The following is a 17,744-nucleotide window of genomic DNA, read 5'->3' on the forward strand; positions in this document are numbered from 1 at the left end:
CACTGTTAACAATGTGGTTTCCTGGAGAAATCCTAATCTGCTGATAAATTGATGTGTAATGATTAAAATCGATCGATAAGATCTGTTTTTTTAATTGAATTTGTAGAATGATAAGTAAAAAGTGTTAATATTTGTTGGAATAATTAGCACAGTTAATAAATTTATAACTTATTTATAAGCGCTATGATTAACATGGGTTTTTTATAGCGTGCTATTTTGAAAAGAAAGAGGAATGCCTTATATAACAATGGGATAAGAATTAAAATGCAATGTGTGTGGCGGCATTATTCAGATGTGAAGACATTAAATATATTTATTGCATGTTGGTTAAATTTAGCGAGTTCACTCTTCCTTTATTGCTCTTTGTCTTAAAAATTCAGATATCATCTTAAAATTGTTAGGAAAATTCTTAGAGAAAAATATGTTGATGCGTTAAGGATGTTTATCCAGAGATAGGACAAAAAAACGGTTATGACGTCATTTACTTACTTCAAAATGAGCGGAGAGGTATAAGGAGAAAGGGATGACTGGAGACTAATAACCAGATGTAAAAAAGGCCCGCATTTGCGGGCCTCTTACGATTCATGCCATTTACAGGCTGGAAACGTTCTCGGTCAGGTATTTTGCTACGCCGTCCGGAGACGCGTTCATACCTTCTTTACCTTTTTCCCACTGTGCCGGACATACGTCGCCGTGCTCTTCGTGGAACTGCAGCGCGTCAACCATGCGCAGCATTTCGTCGATGTTACGACCCAGCGGCAGATCGTTAACCACCTGGTGGCGAACAACGCCGTTAGCGTCGATCAGGAAAGAACCGCGCAGAGCAACACCTGCTTCAGGATGCTCAATGCCGTAGGCTTTCTGGATTTCGCGTTTGATGTCAGCAACCATTGCGTATTTCACTTCACCAATGCCGCCTTTTTCGACAGGGGTGTTACGCCATGCGTTGTGGACAAATTCAGAGTCGAAGGAAACGCCAACAACTTCAACGCCGCGCTTCTGGAATTCTTCGTAACGTTTGTCGAATGCGATCAGTTCAGACGGGCAAACGAAGGTGAAGTCCATCGGCCAGAAGAACAGAACGGTAGTTTTACCGTTGGTATGCTGCTTGAAGTTGAAGTTTTCAACGATCTCACCGCTACCCAGTACCGCAGCTGCTGTGAAATCCGGAGCCTGACGAGTTACCAGTACCATATAATTCTCCTGCAATGTTAAGGGGTTTTTGGAACGCAACGCGGGCCAGTATAGAGAGTGTTCGGGAATAAGACAAAGAGGCGCTGGCAATCAATGAGACAGGTTTTGTCTATCAATCTTTTGCCGGATAGCGGCTGCTGCTTATCCGGTGCATGATGCGGGCTATAATCAAAGGGATTTACGTCGCGCCTGTCCCATCATTTGGGGATAAAACTGCCAGAAACGTTCTTCTAACGCATCGTAGTGCGTATCGAGGTCATACCATGAGTCGCGCAGGGCATCGAGCCGCGGGCGGCGGCTGGCCATGCCGTTCAGGACGTTCTGGATAAAATCCATATTCCGATAGCGCTCGAGCCATTTCTCCGACCAGATGTAGTTGTTCAGATTGATAAAGCGCGGCGGCGATTCCGGTAAAATAGGGGTCACCTGGGCGCGGGCATAGCGTACAAAGTCCGTCAGCGGGAAGTCGGGGGAGATTTCCGACCAATGGCGCGACAGAAAATGATCCCACATGACGTCCAGCGTAATCGGTGCGACGCGGCGCGTTTCGCTGCGAAACCACTCTTTGGCTTCACGCACCTGTGGCAGGTTATCGGTCATCACGTCGATACGACGGTGCATAAAGATGCCCTCCACCACGTCGGGCGAATAGTGCGTTTGGGGATTACCCCGGACAAAATCCGCCAGTAGATTACCGGAAAGCGAGCTGTCGGCGAGGTGAGCCAGATGCAAATGTGCAAGAAAATTCATAGTTAAATGTTTATCCAGAGGGGTAAAGGTTGCAGGGAGAACGCCCCGGCACTAGACTACCCGCCTCTTATTTTAGTCTGAGTCAGTGTCATGCGCGTTACCGATTTCACCTTTGAACTACCCGAATCCCTGATTGCCCACTATCCGCAGGCTGAACGCAGTAGCTGCCGCTTGCTGTCTTTGGACGGGCCGACGGGCGCGCTGACGCACGGTACTTTCACCGATTTGCTCGATAAGCTCAACCCTGGCGATTTGCTGGTTTTTAATAACACCCGCGTTATTCCGGCGCGTCTGTTTGGGCGTAAAGCCAGCGGCGGCAAGATTGAAGTACTGGTCGAGCGTATGCTGGATGACAAACGGATTCTGGCGCATATTCGCGCCTCTAAAGCGCCGAAGCCGGGTGCCGAGCTGCTGCTGGGCGATGACGAAAGCATTAAAGCAACGATGGTGGCGCGCCATGACGCGTTGTTTGAAGTCGAGTTTGATGACGAGCGTAGCGTGCTCGATATCCTCAACGCGATTGGCCATATGCCGCTGCCGCCATATATCGACCGTCCGGATGAAGACGCTGACCGCGAGCTGTACCAGACCGTGTATAGCGAAAAACCAGGGGCTGTCGCCGCGCCGACCGCCGGTCTGCATTTTGACGAACCACTGTTGGCAAAACTGCGTGATAAAGGTATCGAGATGGCGTTCGTTACGCTGCACGTGGGGGCGGGTACCTTCCAGCCGGTGCGCGTAGATACCATCGAAGATCACATTATGCACTCCGAGTATGCGGAAGTGCCACAGGATGTGGTTGATGCTGTGCTGGCGGCGAAAGCACGCGGCAACCGCGTGATTGCGGTAGGTACCACCTCCGTACGTTCACTGGAAAGCGCGGCGCAGGCGGCCAAAAATGACCTTATCGAGCCGTTCTTCGGTGATACGCAAATATTCATTTATCCAGGCTATAAATATCAGGTGATTGATGCCCTGGTAACCAACTTTCACCTGCCGGAATCGACACTGATTATGCTGGTTTCCGCATTTGCTGGTTATAAAAACACCATGCACGCCTATCATGAAGCGGTAAAAGCGGAATATCGCTTTTTTAGTTACGGTGATGCCATGTTTATCACGTACAATCCGCAGGCTATTTCTGAGCGCGTTGGGGAATAAATCCGCGATGCGAGTGTTTAACGTCGGACTGTTTTTCTGACGCAGGAGTTAAAATGAGATTTGAACTGGACACCACAGACGGTCGCGCCCGCCGCGGCCGCCTGGTTTTTGATCGTGGCGTAGTGGAAACGCCTGCTTTTATGCCGGTCGGTACTTATGGCACCGTGAAAGGCATGACGCCGGAAGAAGTTGAAGCGACCGGCGCACAGATCATCCTCGGTAACACCTTCCACCTCTGGCTGCGCCCGGGTCAGGAAATCATGAAGCTGCACGGCGATCTGCACGATTTCATGCAGTGGAAAGGACCGATCCTCACCGATTCCGGCGGCTTCCAGGTATTCAGCCTGGGCGACATCCGTAAGATAACCGAGCAGGGCGTGCATTTCCGTAATCCGATCAACGGCGATCCGATCTTCCTCGATCCTGAGAAGTCTATGGAGATTCAATACGATCTCGGTTCCGATATCGTGATGATCTTCGACGAATGTACACCGTATCCGGCCGACTGGGACTATGCTAAACGATCGATGGAGATGTCTTTGCGTTGGGCGAAGCGCAGTCGCGACCGTTTTGATAGCCTCGGCAACAAAAATGCGCTTTTTGGCATCATTCAGGGCAGCGTTTACGAAGATTTACGTGATATCTCCGTCAAAGGTCTGGTAGATATCGGCTTTGATGGCTACGCTGTCGGCGGTTTGGCTGTTGGTGAACCGAAGGAAGATATGCACCGCATTCTGGAGCATGTTTGCCCGCAGATTCCGGCTGATAAACCGCGTTACCTGATGGGCGTTGGTAAACCAGAAGATCTGGTTGAAGGCGTGCGTCGTGGTATCGATATGTTTGACTGCGTGATGCCAACGCGAAATGCCCGTAATGGTCATTTGTTTGTGACTGACGGCGTGGTAAAAATTCGTAACGCGAAACATAAAAGCGACACCAGTCCGCTCGATGCTGAGTGTGATTGCTACACCTGTCGCAATTATTCGCGCGCATACTTGCATCATCTTGACCGTTGCAACGAAATATTGGGCGCGCGACTCAACACGATTCATAACCTTCGCTACTACCAGCGTTTGATGGCGGGTTTACGCAAGGCTATTGAAGAGGGTAAATTAGAGAGCTTCGTGACCGATTTTTACCAACGTCAGGGTAGACCAGTTCCACCTGTGAACGTTGATTAATTTTAATAATGAGGGAATTTGAATGAGCTTTTTTATTTCTGATGCGGTAGCGGCAACAGGTGCTCCGGCGCAGGGCAGCCCGATGTCTCTGATTCTGATGCTGGTGGTGTTTGGTCTGATTTTCTATTTCATGATCCTGCGCCCGCAGCAAAAGCGTACCAAAGAACACAAAAATCTGATGAACTCCATTGCGAAAGGCGATGAAGTGCTGACGAACGGTGGTCTGGTGGGTCGCGTGACCAAAGTAGCAGAATCCGGCTACATCGCTATCGCGCTGAACGACACCACTGAAGTGGTTATTAAACGTGATTTCGTAGCTGCCGTTCTGCCGAAAGGCACCATGAAGGCGCTGTAATTTATTGTTTTCCCAAAGGGAACTGCCGTGTTAAACCGTTATCCTTTGTGGAAGTATGTCATGCTGATCGTCGTGATTGTCGTCGGTCTGCTCTATGCGCTTCCCAACCTGTATGGTGAGGATCCGGCTGTTCAAATCACTGGCGTGCGCGGTGCTGCCGCCAGTGAGCAAACGCTGATCCAGGTCCAGAAAACGTTACAAGAAGATAAAATCACACCTAAGTCTGTGGCTCTGGAAGAGGGTGCTATTCTCGCGCGCTTCGACTCCACTGATACCCAACTGCGCGCTCGTGAAGTGTTAATGGGCGTATTGGGTGATCAATACGTCGTGGCGCTTAACCTTGCTCCGGCAACCCCGCGTTGGCTGGCAGCCATTCACGCAGAACCGATGAAACTCGGTCTTGATCTGCGTGGCGGCGTTCACTTCCTGATGGAAGTGGATATGGACACCGCGCTGAGTAAGTTGCAGGAACAAAATATTGATAGCCTGCGCAGCGATCTGCGTGAAAAAGGCATTCCTTATACTACCGTTCGCAAAGAAGATAACTACGGTCTGAGCATCACTTTTCGTGATAGCAGCGCCCGTGATGAAGCTATCTCTTACCTGAGCAAGCGTCACCAGGATTTGGTTATTTCTAGCCAGGGCAGCAATGCACTGCGTGCGGTGATGACCGATGCGCGCCTGAGCGAAGCCCGTGAATACGCGGTACAGCAGAACATCAACATTCTGCGTAATCGTGTTAACCAACTGGGTGTTGCTGAGCCGGTTGTACAACGTCAGGGTGCTGACCGCATTGTGGTCGAACTGCCGGGTATTCAGGATACCGCGCGGGCGAAAGAAATTCTGGGCGCTACCGCGACGCTGGAATTCCGTCTGGTAAACACCAACGTTGACCAGTCTGCTGCGGCATCCGGGCGTGTACCGGGTGATTCGGAAGTGAAACAGTCTCGTGAAGGTCAGCCGGTTGTGCTTTACAAACGCGTGATCCTGACCGGTGACCATATCACCGATTCCACTTCCAGCCAGGACGAATACAATCAGCCGCAGGTTAACATCTCGCTGGATAGCGCGGGTGGTAACATCATGTCCAACTTCACCAAGGACAACATCGGTAAGCCGATGGCGACCCTGTTCGTGGAGTACAAAGACAGCGGTAAGAAAGATGCCAACGGTCGCGCCGTGCTGGTGAAACAGGAAGAGGTGATTAACATCGCCAACATCCAGTCTCGTCTGGGCAACAGCTTCCGTATTACCGGTATCAACAACCCGAATGAAGCGCGTCAGCTTTCTCTGCTGTTACGTGCCGGTGCGTTGATTGCGCCGATTCAGATTGTGGAAGAACGTACCATCGGCCCAACCCTGGGTATGCAGAACATTAAACAGGGTCTGGAAGCCTGTCTGGCCGGTCTGGTGGTGTCTATCCTGTTCATGATCTTCTTCTATAAGAAGTTCGGTCTGATCGCCACGAGTGCGCTTATTGCGAACCTGGTACTGATTGTCGGTATTATGTCGCTGCTGCCGGGCGCTACGCTGAGTATGCCGGGGATTGCGGGGATCGTCTTAACCCTTGCTGTCGCGGTCGATGCGAACGTACTGATCAACGAGCGTATCAAAGAAGAGTTGAGTAACGGGCGTTCGGTGCAGCAGGCCATCAATGAAGGTTATGCGGGCGCATTTAGCTCCATCTTCGATGCGAACATTACGACGCTGATTAAGGTCATTATCCTGTACGCAGTCGGCACCGGGGCAATTAAAGGGTTCGCGATTACTACCGGTATTGGGGTAGCGACGTCGATGTTTACCGCAATTGTCGGTACACGTGCCATCGTAAACCTGTTGTATGGCGGCAAGCGCGTCAAAAAGCTGTCAATCTGAGGAGTGCGAAGTGGCACAGGAATATACTGTTGAACAATTGAACCACGGCCGTAAAGTCTGGGACTTTATGCGCTGGGACTACTGGGCTTTCGGCATTTCAGGTTTTCTGCTGATCGCGGCCATCGTGATTATGGGCGTGCGCGGCTTTAACTGGGGTCTCGATTTCACCGGTGGTACGGTCATTGAAATCACGCTGGAAAAACCAGCGGAAATGGACGTGATGCGCGATGCGCTGGAGAAAGCGGGCTTTGTTGACCCGCTGCTGCAGAACTTCGGCAGCAGCCACGACATTATGGTGCGTATGCCGCCAACCGAAGGCGCAGACGGCGGTCAGGTGCTGGGTAGCAAAGTGTTGAGTGTGATTAACGAATCCACCAACCAAAACGCGGCGGTGAAGCGAATTGAATTCGTGGGGCCGAGTGTGGGTGCAGACCTGGCGCAAACGGGTGCGATGGCGTTGATGGCGGCGCTGATCTCCATCCTGGTGTACGTCGGTTTCCGCTTTGAGTGGCGACTGGCGGCAGGGGTAGTTATCGCGCTGGCGCATGACGTAATCATTACACTTGGGATCCTGTCGTTGTTCCATATCGAGATTGACCTGACTATCGTTGCATCGCTGATGTCAGTAATCGGTTACTCGCTGAACGACAGTATCGTTGTATCTGACCGTATTCGTGAAAACTTCCGCAAAATTCGTCGCGGTACGCCTTACGAAATCTTTAACGTGTCATTGACTCAGACGCTGCACCGTACGTTGATTACGTCCGGTACGACGTTGATGGTTATTCTGATGCTGTTCCTGTTCGGTGGTCCGGTACTGGAAGGCTTCTCGTTGACGATGCTGATCGGTGTTTCCATCGGTACTGCATCTTCTATCTACGTGGCATCGGCGCTGGCGCTGAAGCTGGGTATGAAGCGTGAGCACATGCTGCAGCAGAAGGTTGAGAAAGAAGGGGCGGATCAACCGTCGATTCTGCCTTAACCCATCAAGAGTGGAAATACTTGAATCCCGATCGTAAGGTCGGGATTTTTTTTGCCTGTGATTTAGCGGCAGACCATTATTGGTTTCGGTCGCCACACTACTGACAGTATGCTGTCAGTAGCACTGTCTTATAGTCCTTCTGACACTACTCACACAGGCAGGAGGAAGTATGAACAACGTCATTAACTGGTTTGAAATCCCCGTGGCAGAAATGGATCGCGCCATTGCATTTTATGAGCCCGTGATGCAGGTTTCTTTGCGTCGGGAAAATATGGACTGCGCCGAGCTGGCTGTATTCCCGCATCAGGATCCTGCTCCCGGCGGAGCGCTGGCTAAATTTGACGGCATTACGCCTTCAGCGCAGGGCGCTATTATTTACCTGCATACGGACGATTTGGCTGCAACGCTTGAGCGTGTCGCCACCGCTGGCGGCCACTGCGTGTTTGGCCCGCTCGAACTGGGGCAAGACATTGGCACGATTGCGCTGTTTACTGACAGCGAAGGCAATCGCGTTGGTTTACATCAACCCGCGTAATTTTTTCAGCACTGAGGATTAATATGTCCAGACGCGCCGACCGCTTGTTTCAGATTGTACAAATCCTGCGTGGCAGGCGAGTGACAACGGCGGCGCTGCTGGCAGAACGTCTGGAGGTATCTGAACGGACGATTTATCGCGATATCCGCGATCTCTCTTTATCCGGCGTGCCCATTGAAGGTGAAGTGGGCAGTGGATACCGCCTAATGGCAGGATTTGATTTGCCGCCGTTAATGTTAACGCAACACGAATCAGAAGCGTTGATGGTGGCTATTCGGCTGCTGAAAACATGGGGTGGGGATTCACTCTCACAGGCGCTGGAGTCTGCGCAGGAAAAAGTGCTGGCGATATTGCCGTCAGAGAGTCGGCGCAGGGCCGAGCAAACACGGATTTTCGCACCTGATTTTGGTAATCAGCCGCATTCACGCAGTGCGTTCGATCTCATTCATCGCGCGGTTTCGGCGCAGCAGACACTAGCGCTGCATTATCGCGATGAGGTCGGGAATCTTTCCTGGCGCGATGTTCAGCCGCTGGGACTATTTTTCTGGGGTGAGCACTGGCTGCTCGTTGCATGGTGTGAAAAACGTGACGATTATCGCTGCTTTCGCGTTGATCGATGTCTGAAGATCACGCCACTCGACAGGTACTTTCGCGAATCAGCGGATCGCTCGCTAAGTGACTTTTTACGTAAAGTACGCTGTGAAGACCAGCCATAAAAAAGCCAGCGGTTAAGCTGGCTTGTCTGCGGACAGATTGGCTGAATTAGAAGTTGTAACCTACAACCAGGTAACCACCCCAACCGGTAGATTTCGCGCTGAAATCGCCTTCGCCCCAGTTCAGAGTGTCGCCACCTTTCCACTGACCGCCGTTATGGAAGTAACGCGCCACTACGGAGTAGTGCCAGTGATCGTAGTTCAGCGCCAGAACGTGGCTGGAAGCGATAGAGTTGCTGGTGCGGTTCGGATCGTCACCCAAATCTGAGCCCCAGTCGAAGTTGGTGAAGCCGATGTAAGTTAACTGACCGCCCCATACCTGAGTGATCGGCACAAAGTATTTCACTTTGAAACGGTAGCCATCCCACTCGTTTTCGTTGGATGCGCCATAGTTCTGCCACTGGTATTTAGCATACACGTTCAGAGACAGACCCATCGGCAGACCGGTATCGATATCGGTACCCAGACCCATATACCAGGTGCTCTGGCGACTGGCTTTGTTATCACCCATATCGTAGATGTAGTTGTTGGCGAAATACCATTCTTTGAACGGACCAAAGCTCAGGTCAGCGCCGGTCAGTTTGTCGATAGAGAAACGCGGTTCGATTTCCATAAACAGCGGAGAACCGTCAGACCAGATGCCTTTATCGTTGCCGTTACCCCAGTCGAAGGTTTTAGGAATATCGATGTAGCCATAGAAGTCAAACCAGTCTTTTTTGGCAAACGCTTCATATTCCAGATACACGTCGTTGTTCAGTTTCGGGGAGAAACGGGTGTGGTAGCTACCCACCACGTTGACGCTCTGGTGCCACCAGTCGGACAGATATTGCGGTTTGTCATTTTCTGCTGCGTTGGCAGTAAAAGACGAGGAGAGCGCCAGCACTGCACCGGCTGCAAGTAATGTTTTTTTCATATGTATGCCACTGTTTGAAATCCCTTTCGGGAGTGAAAAATGCGCAATTTGCGTTTCTAAATATTTCGTAATTCTTCGGTGCCTATTATAAAAATCATTGTTCACAAAAATATGTCTTGTTTCACAGTTCTATCATTTACGTAATCGATTGCGTTCACGTTTGCGTACTTTAGGCGGCGAATTGTACTGGCTCTCATCAATGTTGCCAAGTTTTACCAGAAATATCGGTTATGTCAGAGGAGTAACAAAATAGACGGGAGTGGTGTTGCGGAACGCACAAAACGTTCCGCAAAAAAGTTTATTGACTAACAGGTTGAACGTCGTGGATGCGAACAAAACCTAACTGTTCGCGAGTGAGACCATTTATCTGCAGCGGAATGTCGACGTCGCTGGGGGCAAGAATACTTGCCGGGGCGTTGACCAATTGGTTGTGAACGTTCACTTCCTGATAGTTGTCCGTGGTACCCTGAATTTGCCCGTATTCGACGGTGGCGCTAAAGGCGGGTAAAGGCGTGTTGGATTCACCCTGAATCCGCAGCGTCAGGCGCGTTCCGTCGGCGTTCGGCGCAATATTTATCAGCGACATGCGTAACGTGCCTATCTGGCTGTCCAGTCGGGCAGGGGTTTTGGAACCTGGCAGCAGATAGACGCCGCTGGTCGATTTTGCGTTCAACATATTTTGCTGGGTAATTTTTACCGTTTCCTGATTGAGCTGCGTCATCTCTTTATTCAACGTGCTAACGCTTTGATGCATCTGGCGTACTTCACTTTGCTGCGCGCAGGCGCTAAGGCTAAAGAGACTTCCCACCAGGAGAATTCTTAGGTAACGTCTTGTCATTGTGATCACTCCCTTTATTGTCGCGATAGCATAATGGTAGTGCGCACTGAGCGCGAAGGCATCGATCCTTTGTCTCAAAAGCGCTGCGCCTTTGTTGTCACGCCAGTTCAGGGTAAAATAGATTTCTGTTAACCACTGAGGTACAGGACGCCGTATGCATTGCCCATTCTGTTTCGCCGTAGACACTAAGGTAATTGACTCTCGTCTTGTCGGCGAGGGCTCCTCAGTACGCCGCCGTCGGCAGTGTCTGGTCTGTAACGAACGTTTCACCACTTTTGAAGTGGCTGAACTTGTCATGCCGCGTGTTGTGAAAAGCAACGATGTGCGTGAACCTTTTAATGAAGATAAGCTGCGCAGCGGCATGCTCAGAGCGCTTGAGAAACGCCCGGTCAGTTCTGATGACGTCGAAATGGCGTTGAACCATATCAAATCACAACTGCGTGCCACTGGCGAGCGTGAGGTGCCGAGCAAGATGATTGGCAACCTGGTGATGGAGCAGTTGAAAAAACTCGATAAAGTCGCCTATATCCGCTTTGCCTCGGTGTACCGTAGTTTCGAAGACATCAAAGAATTTGGCGAAGAGATTGCTCGCCTACAGGACTAAGCCATGCAGGATGAATTGTACATGGCGCGCGCGCTGAAGCTTGCTGCGCGCGGACGTTTTACCACTCACCCCAATCCCAACGTGGGCTGCGTGATTGTTAAAGATGGGCAGATCGTCGGTGAAGGGTATCATCACCGCGCGGGCGAACCGCATGCCGAAGTCCATGCCTTGCGGATGGCGGGAGCAAAAGCGCAAGGGGCAACCGCCTATGTCACGCTTGAACCCTGTAGTCATCATGGGCGTACGCCGCCGTGCTGCGAGGCGCTGATTGCCGCAGGCGTGTCACGTGTGGTTGCCGCGATGCAGGATCCCAATCCGCAGGTAGCAGGTCGTGGGCTCTATCGTTTGCAGCAGGCTGGCATTGACGTCAGCCACGGGCTGATGATGAGCGAGGTTGAGCAGCTTAATAAGGGCTTCCTGAAGCGTATGCGTACGGGATTCCCCTATGTGCAGCTTAAGCTTGGTGCCTCGCTTGATGGACGTACGGCAATGGCCAGCGGTGAAAGCCAGTGGATAACCTCGCCGCAGGCGCGTCGCGATGTGCAACGTTTACGAGCGCAAAGCCATGCTATTTTAACCAGCAGCGCTACGGTATTAGCCGACGACCCTCAGCTTACTGTGCGTTGGTCGGAGCTTGGAGAGTCTACCCAGGCCAGTTACCCGCAGGAAAATCTGCGCCAGCCGATCCGCATTGTTCTTGATAGCCAGAATCAGGTCACGCCGGAGCATCGAATTGTGCAACAGCCAGGAGAAACCTGGATTGCCCGGACTAAAGACGACCCTCGCAGTTGGCCGGAGACGGTGCGTAGCCTGAAAGTGCCGGAACATAACGGGCATCTGGATCTGGTGGTGCTGATGATGCAACTGGGTAAGCAGCAAATTAACAGCATTTGGGTTGAAGCTGGCCCAACGCTGGCGGGCGCGTTACTACAGGCCGGTTTGGTTGATGAGCTAATCGTGTATGTTGCGCCTAAACTGTTAGGCAGCGATGCGCGAGGATTATGTGTGCTTCCAGGCCTTGAGAAACTGGCCGACGCCCCCCATTTCAAATTCAATGAGATACGCCAGGTGGGCCCGGACGTTTGCCTGCATTTAACGACTGCGTGAGGCTTTCTGATTTAGAGGAAGCAGCGCACAGAATATTATGATAAAATCCGCCCCCCTTACGGGGCTATAAATCGAACCCGAAGGAAGAATATGAACATTATTGAAGCTAACGTTGCTACCCCGGACGCTCGCGTCGCCATCACCATTGCGCGTTTCAACAACTTTATCAATGACAGCCTGCTGGAAGGTGCGATCGACGCCCTGAAACGTATTGGTCAGGTTAAAGATGAAAACATTACCGTTGTTTGGGTTCCTGGTGCCTATGAGCTGCCGCTGGCGGCTGACGCTCTGGCGAAAACCGGTAAATACGACGCGGTGATTGCGCTCGGTACGGTGATCCGTGGCGGTACCGCGCACTTCGAATATGTGGCTGGCGGTGCAAGCAATGGCCTGGCGCATGTCGCTCAGGACAGCGGCATTCCGGTAGCCTTCGGTGTTCTGACCACCGAAAGTATTGAACAAGCCATCGAACGTGCTGGCACTAAAGCCGGTAACAAAGGCGCAGAAGCTGCACTGACTGCGCTTGAAATGATTAATGTATTGAAAGCCATCAAGGCCTGATTTTTGTAAGGGGAAATCCGTGAAACCTGCTGCTCGTCGCCGCGCCCGTGAGTGTGCCGTCCAGGCGCTCTACTCCTGGCAGTTGTCCCAGAACGACATCGCTGATGTTGAATACCAGTTCCTGGCGGAACAGGACGTAAAAGATGTCGACGTTCTGTATTTCCGTGAACTGCTGTCCGGGGTGGCGACTAACAGCGCGTACCTGGATGGCTTAATGAAGCCTTACCTGTCTCGCCTGTTGGAAGAGCTGGGTCAGGTAGAAAAAGCCGTGCTGCGTATTGCGCTGTTTGAACTGTCTAAGCGTAGCGATGTGCCATACAAAGTGGCCATCAATGAAGCGATTGAACTGGCGAAAACCTTCGGCGCTGAAGACAGCCACAAATTCGTGAACGGTGTACTGGATAAAGCAGCACCTGTGATTCGCCCCAACAAAAAGTAATTCCGAGGCCGGTCGGATGGTGGAACGTGTTTCCACTATCCCCGGCTTTTTCTTTTTTTCTGCTGAGGCATAACGTATGGCATGTGGCGAATTTTCCCTGATTGCCCGTTATTTTGACCGCGTAAGAACCTCTCGTCTTGATGTCGAAACCGGTATTGGCGACGATTGCGCACTCTTGAATATCCCTGAAAAACAGACGCTGGCGATCAGTACCGATACGCTGGTGGCTGGCAACCACTTCCTCCCTGACATTGATCCCACCGATCTCGCCTGGAAAGCGCTGGCGGTGAATTTGAGCGATCTGGCGGCGATGGGGGCGGACCCTGCATGGCTGACGTTAGCACTCACGTTACCTGAAGTCGATGAAGCCTGGCTTGAAGCCTTCAGCGATGGCCTGTTTGAACTGCTTAATTACTATGATATGCAGCTGATTGGCGGTGACACCACGCGTGGGCCACTGGCGATGACGCTGGGTATCCATGGCTACGTTCCTGTCGGACGGGCCTTAAAACGCTCCGGAGCGAAACCGGGAGACTGGATTTATGTGACTGGCACACCGGGCGACAGCGCGGCGGGGCTGGCGATTTTACAGAATCGGTTGCATGTTGGAGATGCAAAAGACGCAGACTATCTGCTTAAACGTCATCTGCGGCCAACGCCGCGCATCTTGCAGGGTCAAGCCCTGCGCGATCTTGCCAGTGCGGCTATCGATATTTCTGACGGCCTGATCTCCGATCTCGGGCACATTATTAATGCCAGCGGCTGCGGCGCGCGGGTTAACGTTGATGCGCTGCCTTACTCTCCGGCATTTGCCCAACACGTGGAATCGGAACAAGCGCTGCGCTGGGCGCTCTCGGGTGGTGAAGATTATGAGTTATGCTTTACTGTACCGGAAATTAACCGTGGCGCGCTGGACGTCGCGCTGGGGAATCTCGGCGCATCGTTTACCTGTATCGGGCAGATGAGCGCGGATGTGGAAGGTATTCACTTTACGCGCGACGGAAAACCCGTCACGTTCGACTGGAAAGGATATGACCATTTTGCCGCGCCTTAAAAAAGATGTCGCCAAAAGTCGCCTGAGCATGCGCAACCCGTGGCATCTGTTGGCCACCGGTTTTGGCAGTGGGCTGAGTCCAATTGTTCCTGGCACGATGGGATCGCTGGCGGCGATCCCATTTTGGTATTTAATGACGTTTTTGCCGTGGCAACTGTATTCACTGGTGGTCATGTTGTCTATCTGTATTGGCGTTTATCTGTGCCATCAAACGGCGAAAGATATGGGCGTGCACGATCACGGCAGCATTGTCTGGGACGAGTTTGTCGGGATGTGGATAACCCTGATGGCGCTTCCGACCAATGACTGGCGGTGGGTTGCTGCGGGTTTTGTGATTTTCCGTATTCTGGATATGTGGAAACCGTGGCCGATCCGCTGGTTCGATCGCAACGTGCATGGCGGAACGGGGATCATGATCGATGATATTGTGGCCGGGATACTTTCTGCCGGGATCCTCTATTTTATCGGCCATCACTGGCCGGTAGGTATCATTTAAATGCTTTTGCCGGATGGCCGCGTAAATGCCTCATTCGGCCTACAAACGGCCCGATAAGCGCAGCGCTATCGGGCATTGCCAGATTATTTAAATCCCACCACCGGATGTTGTTTGTACGGCGTCTCCAGCTCGGCGATCTGCTCCGGCTTCAGTGTTAAATCCACCGCATTAAGCAATTCATCCAGCTGTTCCTCACGCGACGTACCGATAATCGGTGCGGCCACACCGGGTTTGCTCAGCAGCCAGGCCAGTGCGACCTGTGCCCGCGTGACGCCTAATTCCTCACTGATACCGGCGAGCCGTGCGGCAATTTGTGCATCGTTTTCATCGCTCTCGTTGTACAAATTTTTACCGACTTCATCAGAAACCAGACGTGCAGTGGTTTCTCCCCAGGGGCGTGTCAGGCGACCACGCGCCAGTGGACTCCATGGGATCACCGCAACGCCTTCCTGATAGCAAAGCGGCAGCATTTCGCGTTCTTCTTCGCGATAAATCAGGTTGTAGTGATCCTGCATGCTTACGAACTGCGCCCAGCCGTGTTGTTTCTGTAAGGCCAGCGCCTGAGCAAACTGCGAAGCGTGCATGGATGAGGCGCCGATATAGCGCGCTTTACCGGCTTTAACAACGTCGTTCAGAGCTTCCAGCGTTTCTTCGATTGGCGTGTTGTAATCCCAACGGTGAATTTGCAGGATGTCGACATAGTCCATACCCAGACGTCTGAGGCTGTCATCGATCGAGCGCAGGATTTGTGCGCGGGATAATCCTTCTGCTAAATCATCAACCTGGTGAAAAACCTTGGTGGCGACCACGACATCTTCGCGGCGGGTGAAATCACGCAGCGCGCGACCGAGAATCTCTTCGCTACTGCCAGCGGAGTAACTGTTGGCGGTATCGAAAAAGTTAATGCCACCCTCAAGGGCGTGTTTGATTATCGGGCGGCTGCTTTCTTCAGGTAGCGTCCAGGCGTGATTGCCGCGATGGGGTTCGCCAAACGTCATGCAGCCCAGGCAAAGGCGGGAGACACGAAGGTCGGTTTTTCCTAAGGTGTTGTATTTCATCAATCCACTCCTGCTTAGCTCGTGATGAGTTAAGCATAGCAGGAGCGGAGAGGGGATTATGCCAGCCAGGCCTTGATTTTGGTCTCAATGCCAGCGGCATCAAGACCCAGATCGGCGCGGGCCTCCTCCTGAGTCCCCTGCGGGATGAAGAAATCAGGCAGGCCAATGTTCAGTACCGGAACGGGCTTGCGATGAGCCATCAGCACTTCGTTTACGCCGCTGCCAGCACCGCCCATAATGGCGTTCTCTTCAATGGTGACCAGCACTTCGTGTTGAGCTGCCATTTCCAGGATCAGCGTTTCATCCAGCGGTTTCACAAAGCGCATATCCACCAGCGTGGCGTTCAGCGACTCGGCGACCTGAGCGGCTTCCGGCATCAGGGTACCGAAGTTGAGAATCGCGACTTTCTCTCCGTGACGTTTCACTATACCTTTCCCGATAGGCAGTTGTTCCAGCGGCGCCAGCTCAACGCCCACCGCGTTACCGCGCGGATAGCGCACTACCGTTGGACCATCGTTATAGTGATAGCCAGTGAACAGCATCTGGCGACATTCGTTCTCATCGCTTGGGGTCATAATGACCATTTCCGGGATGCAGCGCAGGAAGGAGAGATCGAACGCCCCCTGGTGGGTTTGTCCATCTGCACCAACGATACCCGCCCGGTCAACGGCGAACAGGACTGGCAGTTTCTGAATGGCGACATCATGCAGCACCTGATCGTAAGCGCGTTGCAGGAAGGTAGAGTAAATAGCCACGACCGGCTTATAGCCGCCAATCGCCAGACCGGCAGCAAACGTCACCGCGTGCTGCTCGGCAATTGCCACATCGAAGTAGCGGTCCGGGAACTTACGTGAGAATTCCACCATGCCGGAGCCTTCGCGCATCGCCGGGGTGATCGCCATCAGCTTATTGTCTTTCGCCGCGGTTTCGCACAGCCAGTCACCGAAGATTTTTGAATAGCTTGGCAGGCCGCCGCTACTTTTCGGCAGGCATCCGCTGGACGGATCGAATTTGGGTACCGCGTGGAAGGTAATTGGATCTTTTTCCGCTGGCTCGTAGCCACGACCTTTTTTGGTCATGATGTGCAGGAACTGTGGACCTTTCAGATCGCGCATGTTCTTCAGCGTAGTGATAAGCCCCAGCACGTCGTGACCATCCACCGGGCCGATATAGTTAAAGCCCAGCTCTTCAAACAGCGTACCCGGAACAACCATGCCTTTGATGTGTTCTTCGGTACGTTTGAGCAGCTCTTTAATCGGCGGTACGCCGGAGAACACTTTCTTTCCGCCTTCGCGCAGCGAAGAGTAAAGTTTGCCGGAGAGCAATTGCGCCAGGTGGTTATTCAGCGCACCGACGTTTTCTGAGATCGACATTTCGTTGTCGTTCAGAATAACCAACATGTCGGGCTTAATATCACCCGCGTGGTTCATCGCTTCAAACGCCATGCCAGCGGTGATGGCGCCGTCGCCAATCACGCAGACGGTACGACGTTCTTTGCCTTCTTTCTCGGCGGCAACCGCAATACCGATGCCAGCGCTGATAGAGGTCGAGGAGTGTCCGACGCTCAGTACGTCATACTCGCTCTCACCGCGCCACGGGAACGGATGCAAACCGCCTTTTTGGCGAATCGTACCGATTTTATCGCGACGGCCGGTCAGAATTTTGTGTGGGTAAGCCTGATGTCCCACATCCCAGATTAACTGGTCAAACGGGGTGTTGTAGACGTAGTGCAGCGCGACGGTGAGTTCCACCGTGCCCAGACCAGAGGCGAAGTGCCCGCTGGAACGGCTTACGCTGTCGAGCAAATAGCGGCGCAGTTCGTCGCAAAGCTTTGGCAGGCTCTCTTTTGGCAGCAGGCGTAACTCCTGGGTGGAGTCGACCAGCGCCAGGGTCGGGTATTTGGCTATATCAAAACTCATCGCAAGCTC

General features: G+C 52.5%; 19 protein-coding genes. 13 read left to right on the forward strand and 6 right to left on the reverse strand.

Annotated elements, in window-relative coordinates; genetic code table 11:
* Window positions 1–591 precede the first annotated feature (591 nt).
* Window positions 592–1,194, reverse strand: a complete 603-nt coding sequence (locus On2M_RS09465; protein WP_151224855.1) for a peroxiredoxin C — start codon at window positions 1,192–1,194, stop codon at window positions 592–594.
* A gap of 168 nt (window positions 1,195–1,362) precedes the next feature.
* Window positions 1,363–1,944, reverse strand: a complete 582-nt coding sequence (acpH, locus tag On2M_RS09470; protein WP_151224856.1) for an ACP phosphodiesterase — start codon at window positions 1,942–1,944, stop codon at window positions 1,363–1,365.
* Window positions 1,945–2,034: 90 nt separating this feature from the next.
* On the opposite strand from acpH, the gene queA reads away from it, so the two are divergent.
* The 7 genes from queA to On2M_RS09505 all read left to right on the forward strand — a co-directional run bounded on the left by queA (window position 2,035) and on the right by On2M_RS09505 (window position 8,749).
* Window positions 2,035–3,105, forward strand: a complete 1,071-nt coding sequence (gene queA, locus On2M_RS09475) for a tRNA preQ1(34) S-adenosylmethionine ribosyltransferase-isomerase QueA (protein WP_151218609.1) — start codon at window positions 2,035–2,037, stop codon at window positions 3,103–3,105.
* A gap of 53 nt (window positions 3,106–3,158) precedes the next feature.
* Window positions 3,159–4,286: a tRNA guanosine(34) transglycosylase Tgt gene (gene tgt, locus On2M_RS09480; protein WP_210904713.1), complete on the forward strand. Its 1,128-nt coding sequence runs from the start codon at window positions 3,159–3,161 to the stop codon at window positions 4,284–4,286.
* A 22-nt stretch (window positions 4,287–4,308) separates the two neighbouring features.
* Window positions 4,309–4,641: a preprotein translocase subunit YajC gene (yajC, locus tag On2M_RS09485; RefSeq protein ID WP_003021544.1), complete on the forward strand. Its 333-nt coding sequence runs from the start codon at window positions 4,309–4,311 to the stop codon at window positions 4,639–4,641.
* Between the two features lie 27 nt (window positions 4,642–4,668).
* Window positions 4,669–6,516: a protein translocase subunit SecD gene (gene secD, locus On2M_RS09490; protein ID WP_003021547.1), complete on the forward strand. Its 1,848-nt coding sequence runs from the start codon at window positions 4,669–4,671 to the stop codon at window positions 6,514–6,516.
* A gap of 10 nt (window positions 6,517–6,526) precedes the next feature.
* Window positions 6,527–7,498, forward strand: coding sequence for a protein translocase subunit SecF (secF, locus tag On2M_RS09495; protein ID WP_038638190.1), 972 nt, complete (start codon window positions 6,527–6,529; stop codon window positions 7,496–7,498).
* Window positions 7,499–7,667: 169 nt separating this feature from the next.
* On the forward strand, window positions 7,668–8,033 hold the full coding sequence (locus On2M_RS09500; protein WP_151218610.1) for a VOC family protein: 366 nt from the start codon (window positions 7,668–7,670) through the stop codon (window positions 8,031–8,033).
* A 23-nt stretch (window positions 8,034–8,056) separates the two neighbouring features.
* Complete coding sequence (locus tag On2M_RS09505) at window positions 8,057–8,749, forward strand: YafY family protein (RefSeq protein WP_210904714.1); 693 nt, start codon at window positions 8,057–8,059, stop codon at window positions 8,747–8,749.
* 46 nt (window positions 8,750–8,795) lie between these two features.
* Here the strand turns inward: On2M_RS09505 and On2M_RS09510 are convergent, their stop codons facing one another.
* Together On2M_RS09510 and On2M_RS09515 are read right to left on the reverse strand one after the other, a co-directional pair.
* Window positions 8,796–9,659 carry a nucleoside-specific channel-forming protein Tsx gene (locus On2M_RS09510; RefSeq protein ID WP_003021561.1) on the reverse strand — a complete coding sequence of 288 codons (864 nt, stop codon included), beginning with the start codon at window positions 9,657–9,659 and terminating at the stop codon, window positions 8,796–8,798.
* 298 nt (window positions 9,660–9,957) lie between these two features.
* Entirely contained in the window at window positions 9,958–10,497 is a 540-nt protein-coding gene (locus tag On2M_RS09515) for a DUF3251 domain-containing protein (RefSeq protein WP_210904715.1), read from the reverse strand.
* Between the two features lie 154 nt (window positions 10,498–10,651).
* Here On2M_RS09515 and nrdR point away from each other — a divergent pair, with 154 nt between their 5' ends.
* From nrdR to pgpA, 6 genes are all read left to right on the forward strand, one after another.
* Window positions 10,652–11,101: a transcriptional regulator NrdR gene (gene nrdR / locus On2M_RS09520; RefSeq protein ID WP_016152032.1), complete on the forward strand. Its 450-nt coding sequence runs from the start codon at window positions 10,652–10,654 to the stop codon at window positions 11,099–11,101.
* A 3-nt stretch (window positions 11,102–11,104) separates the two neighbouring features.
* Window positions 11,105–12,208, forward strand: a complete 1,104-nt coding sequence (gene ribD / locus On2M_RS09525) for a bifunctional diaminohydroxyphosphoribosylaminopyrimidine deaminase/5-amino-6-(5-phosphoribosylamino)uracil reductase RibD (protein ID WP_151218614.1) — start codon at window positions 11,105–11,107, stop codon at window positions 12,206–12,208.
* Between the two features lie 90 nt (window positions 12,209–12,298).
* A complete protein-coding gene (gene ribE, locus On2M_RS09530; protein ID WP_003021575.1) occupies window positions 12,299–12,769 on the forward strand; it encodes a 6,7-dimethyl-8-ribityllumazine synthase in 471 nt (156 codons plus the stop codon).
* 19 nt (window positions 12,770–12,788) lie between these two features.
* A complete protein-coding gene (gene nusB / locus On2M_RS09535) occupies window positions 12,789–13,208 on the forward strand; it encodes a transcription antitermination factor NusB (RefSeq protein WP_000801129.1) in 420 nt (139 codons plus the stop codon).
* A gap of 76 nt (window positions 13,209–13,284) precedes the next feature.
* The gene (thiL, locus tag On2M_RS09540) at window positions 13,285–14,262 is read left to right on the forward strand and encodes a thiamine-phosphate kinase (RefSeq protein WP_210904716.1); all 978 of its coding nucleotides are present in this window, start codon (window positions 13,285–13,287) and stop codon (window positions 14,260–14,262) included.
* Window positions 14,240–14,758 carry a phosphatidylglycerophosphatase A gene (gene pgpA, locus On2M_RS09545; RefSeq protein WP_061067419.1) on the forward strand — a complete coding sequence of 173 codons (519 nt, stop codon included), beginning with the start codon at window positions 14,240–14,242 and terminating at the stop codon, window positions 14,756–14,758. Before thiL ends, pgpA begins: the two co-directional genes overlap by 23 nt.
* An 83-nt stretch (window positions 14,759–14,841) precedes the next feature.
* On the opposite strand, the gene yajO is transcribed toward pgpA, so the two are convergent.
* Both yajO and dxs read right to left on the reverse strand, forming a co-directional pair.
* Window positions 14,842–15,816 carry an aldo/keto reductase gene (yajO, locus tag On2M_RS09550; RefSeq protein WP_210904717.1) on the reverse strand — a complete coding sequence of 325 codons (975 nt, stop codon included), beginning with the start codon at window positions 15,814–15,816 and terminating at the stop codon, window positions 14,842–14,844.
* A 56-nt stretch (window positions 15,817–15,872) separates the two neighbouring features.
* The gene (dxs, locus tag On2M_RS09555; RefSeq protein ID WP_187259367.1) at window positions 15,873–17,735 is read right to left on the reverse strand and encodes a 1-deoxy-D-xylulose-5-phosphate synthase; all 1,863 of its coding nucleotides are present in this window, start codon (window positions 17,733–17,735) and stop codon (window positions 15,873–15,875) included.
* Between the last annotated feature and the right edge of the window lie 9 nt (window positions 17,736–17,744).

Source organism: Citrobacter sp. On2M, from assembly GCF_018035235.1.
GTDB lineage: Bacteria > Pseudomonadota > Gammaproteobacteria > Enterobacterales > Enterobacteriaceae > Citrobacter > Citrobacter meridianamericanus.

Excerpts from the sequence above, each read along its gene's own strand:
- On2M_RS09465 (WP_151224855.1), bottom strand. The coding sequence starts at position 1,194 with ATGGTACTGGTAACTCGTCAGGCTCCGGATTTCACAGCAGCTGCGGTA.
- acpH (WP_151224856.1), bottom strand. The coding sequence starts at position 1,944 with ATGAATTTTCTTGCACATTTGCATCTGGCTCACCTCGCCGACAGCTCG.
- queA (WP_151218609.1), top strand. The coding sequence starts at position 2,035 with ATGCGCGTTACCGATTTCACCTTTGAACTACCCGAATCCCTGATTGCC.
- tgt (WP_210904713.1), top strand. The coding sequence starts at position 3,159 with ATGAGATTTGAACTGGACACCACAGACGGTCGCGCCCGCCGCGGCCGC.
- yajC (WP_003021544.1), top strand. The coding sequence starts at position 4,309 with ATGAGCTTTTTTATTTCTGATGCGGTAGCGGCAACAGGTGCTCCGGCG.
- On2M_RS09500 (WP_151218610.1), top strand. The coding sequence starts at position 7,668 with ATGAACAACGTCATTAACTGGTTTGAAATCCCCGTGGCAGAAATGGAT.
- On2M_RS09505 (WP_210904714.1), top strand. The coding sequence starts at position 8,057 with ATGTCCAGACGCGCCGACCGCTTGTTTCAGATTGTACAAATCCTGCGT.
- On2M_RS09510 (WP_003021561.1), bottom strand. The coding sequence starts at position 9,659 with ATGAAAAAAACATTACTTGCAGCCGGTGCAGTGCTGGCGCTCTCCTCG.
- On2M_RS09515 (WP_210904715.1), bottom strand. The coding sequence starts at position 10,497 with ATGACAAGACGTTACCTAAGAATTCTCCTGGTGGGAAGTCTCTTTAGC.
- nrdR (WP_016152032.1), top strand. The coding sequence starts at position 10,652 with ATGCATTGCCCATTCTGTTTCGCCGTAGACACTAAGGTAATTGACTCT.
- ribD (WP_151218614.1), top strand. The coding sequence starts at position 11,105 with ATGCAGGATGAATTGTACATGGCGCGCGCGCTGAAGCTTGCTGCGCGC.
- ribE (WP_003021575.1), top strand. The coding sequence starts at position 12,299 with ATGAACATTATTGAAGCTAACGTTGCTACCCCGGACGCTCGCGTCGCC.
- thiL (WP_210904716.1), top strand. The coding sequence starts at position 13,285 with ATGGCATGTGGCGAATTTTCCCTGATTGCCCGTTATTTTGACCGCGTA.
- pgpA (WP_061067419.1), top strand. The coding sequence starts at position 14,240 with ATGACCATTTTGCCGCGCCTTAAAAAAGATGTCGCCAAAAGTCGCCTG.
- yajO (WP_210904717.1), bottom strand. The coding sequence starts at position 15,816 with ATGAAATACAACACCTTAGGAAAAACCGACCTTCGTGTCTCCCGCCTT.
- dxs (WP_187259367.1), bottom strand. The coding sequence starts at position 17,735 with ATGAGTTTTGATATAGCCAAATACCCGACCCTGGCGCTGGTCGACTCC.